The organism is Roseomonas mucosa ATCC BAA-692, from assembly GCF_000622225.1.
Classification (GTDB): Bacteria; Pseudomonadota; Alphaproteobacteria; order Acetobacterales; family Acetobacteraceae; genus Roseomonas; species Roseomonas mucosa.
Genome location: NZ_JHWD01000011.1, coordinates 1 through 2,884, shown reverse-complemented (window position 1 = coordinate 2,884; position 2,884 = coordinate 1). Strand labels below are relative to the sequence as shown.

Here is a 2,884-nt window from a genome sequence, read left to right as displayed (position 1 = left end):
CGCTCTCCAGCGCCTCGCCGTCCGTGGGCCGGGTCGAGAGACCCGCCTCGCCGCCAGCCAGGAAGGCGTCGCGCCAGCCGCTCAGCGTCGCCGCTGTCACTCCGAGCGAGCGCGACACTATCTCCAGGTCTTCCCCCCGAAGCAGGCGCAGGACGGCGTCCCGTTTGCGCTGGCGCGACATCCGCCCCCCGCGGCCGAGCACCGCTGCGCCAGACTCTTGCGGTCGCTCCGCGGCGCTCGGCCGCTCCGCCCGGGATTGCTCGTGATCCATCAGATACCTCCTGCGTGGATATCGTCCACTTACGAGGTGTCTCGCTCAACCGTGCTGCGGGGGAGGCGAGCCTGCCGCCAGGCGGAAGACGCGGGCGCGGAGGGAAGCCAGGAGGGGCGAACGGGCGGTCATCATCCGCGTCATCAGGTCCGTGGCGCGGATCACCTGCCGCGCGAGCCCGTGCCGCCGCCCGGCCCAGAGGGCGACGGCCCCCGGTCCCTCGGCGATGGCGGCGGCGAGCGACCAGGCATCCTGGATGCCGAGATTCATGCCCTGCCCGCCAGCCGGCGAGTGGATATGCGCGGCATCCCCCAGCAGCAGGCGCCGGTCGATCTGCATCCGGGGAACCTGCCGCTGGCTGATGCGGAAAAGGTTCCACCAGGAGGGTTCGCCCAGCGTCAGCCCAGGGCGCTGGAAAGGGATCAGGGAGCCCTGCGCGGGCGGCGGCGCGTCCGGCGGCAGCAAGGCGATGGTCCGCCAATGGCCATCGGGCAGGGGAAAGCAGATCAGGGGCGCCGGGCTGTCCGGGAAGACGTGCATCCGGGCGCGGTCGAGCCCTTCCAGAGACAGGTCCGCCAGGACCAGTTGCTGCAGGTAGCGATGCCCGGGAAAGGGGAGGTCCAGGCTGTGCCGCAGGCCACTATGAGCGCCGTCGCAGCCGGCGATCCAGTCCGCCGCCACCCATTCCAGCCGCCCGTCCTGGTGGCGCAGCAGGGCGTTGCCGTTCTGCATCTCCAGGAACTCGGTGCCGAGCTCCGGCGCCGCCCCTGCTTCCGTCAGGAGCCGCTCGGTCTCGTACTGGGGCAGGATCACCATGGACGGGAAGCGCGGATGCACGTGCTGGAAGCGCAGGCGGACTTCCTGGCCGGCGGAGGGAGCGGAGGAGCCGGAGGTGCGGCCGGGGAGGTGGAAGGCCGCCCCTTCCAGCGGATGCGCGGCGGCGAGGAAGCGCTCGGCCAGCCCCAGCCTGTCCAGCACCTCCAGCGTGCGGGCCTGCACGCCCAGGGCGCGGGACCAGCGCTCGGGGCCGGTGCGGCATTCGATCAGGCGGCAGGCGATGCCGCGATGGCGGAGGGCGAGCGCCAGCGTCAACCCGGTCGGGCCAGCCCCGATGATCAGGACGCGCATCGCGTTTCCATCCCTTCGCTCCCCTTATGAATTCGCGGGGAATGACCGTTAGACTGCCACCGCCGGCATGCGGTGGCGACGGGCCGGCGGCGCCGCGCGCCATCGTGAAGGCGGCGCGCCTCCTGTCCAGGGGGCCTTTCCGGAGGGAGGGGAGCCCGGCTGGCCTCGCCGGCTCCGGGCGCCGGCAAGGTCAGGGCCGGGGCGTCACATCCAGCTTGAACCACTTCTCGGACAGCCGTTTCAAAGTGCCGTCCGCCAGGGCGGAGCTGATCGCCTCGTCGAAGCGGGTCTTCAGCGCCGCATCGGACTTGCGCAGGCCGACGCCGATGCCCGTGCCCAGCACGCCGCCGGTGAAGCCCGGACCCATGATGGCGTAATCCGCGAAGTCGGGCTTGCTCAGCGTCTCCTGGAGCGCCGTGCTGTCGGCGATGATCGCATCCAGCCGGCCGGCGGCGAGATCGAGGTCATGCTGCTCGGTGGTCTTGTACAGGCGGATATCGGCCACCGTCGCGAGGTAGCGTTCCGCGAAGGCGGCATGGGTGGTGGAGCCCTGGACGCCCACCGCCTTGCCTTTCAGGGCGGCCTGGATGCGGGCGATGCCCTGTTTCGTCGCTTCGGAACCGTCATCCAGGCTTAGCCGCTGCACGGAGCCGAGGGCGCGGGCGAGATCGGTGCCCTTCTCCACCACGATGCCGTTGCCCAGCGCCACATAGGGGCGGGAGAAGGCAATGGCCTGCTGGCGCTGTTCCGTGATCGACATGCCCGCCATGATCGCGTCGAACTTGCCGGAATTCAGGGCCGGAATCATGCCGTCGAAATCCTGTTGCACGATATTGCAGCGCGCCTGCATGCGGCGGCACAGGTCCTGGGCCAGATCGACCTCGAAGCCGTCCAGCTTGCCGTCCGGGGCGGTGAAGTTCCAGGGCGGGTAGGCGCCCTCCGTGGCGATGCGGAGGGCTGGCTCCTGGGCGCCGGCCGGTGCTGCCGGAGTGCCGAGCAGAAAGGCGCCGAGCAGGATTGCCACGGCCGGTATCGCGCTGGCCGGCTTCCATCCCAAGAACCGACGCTGCATCCGTGCCCCCTTTGTCCATGCGGCCGGGCCCATCCGGCCCTGCTGGAACCGCCTGGAGCACCGGTTGCCGCATGATGCGGGGTCTGCCGGGGTTTGGAAGGGCCGGATGCGGTGAAGGCGGCCGGAAGACGGATTTGTGAGGGGGGCCTCTCCTTCTACGCTGCGGGCATGGGATGGCTGGGCCGGTTCGGAACGACCCGATTCCGGCCGCCCGCTCGGCTGGACGCCGGGGCTCCGAAGTCAAGGTCCGAGCATTGCAATAAATGCATGGCTCGGCCCTCGGTAGGAGTCAGGATCGGGCCTTTACTGTTTTTCGGGTGGCCCGTATAAGCCCGTTCACCGGCGGCGAGGTGCTGTGAAGTGCTTCTGACGCGGGTTTCCTGCCGACAGGTTGGATGTTCACTGGAGGGGAT

Annotated in this window: 3 protein-coding genes; all 3 read right to left on the bottom strand. The window is 70.1% G+C overall.

Going from position 1 to position 2,884, the window contains the following annotated elements:
- Nucleotides 1-181 (bottom strand): helix-turn-helix domain-containing protein (locus BT98_RS26620; protein WP_408735150.1); only part of this gene is annotated, 181 nt, incomplete at its 3' end.
- Nucleotides 182-316: 135 nt separating this feature from the next.
- Entirely contained in the window at nt 317-1,399 is a 1,083-nt protein-coding gene (locus BT98_RS24270) for an FAD-dependent oxidoreductase (protein WP_019463412.1), read from the bottom strand.
- A 190-nt stretch (nt 1,400-1,589) separates the two neighbouring features.
- The gene (locus tag BT98_RS0112730) at nt 1,590-2,423 is read right to left on the bottom strand and encodes a lysine/arginine/ornithine ABC transporter substrate-binding protein (RefSeq protein ID WP_019463413.1); all 834 of its coding nucleotides are present in this window, start codon (nt 2,421-2,423) and stop codon (nt 1,590-1,592) included.
- Nucleotides 2,424-2,884 lie beyond the last annotated feature (461 nt).

Bases quoted from the DNA above. Each gene is read 5' to 3' on its own strand.
- BT98_RS24270 (WP_019463412.1), bottom strand. From the start codon at position 1,399: ATGCGCGTCCTGATCATCGGGGCTGGCCCGACCGGGTTGACGCTGGCG.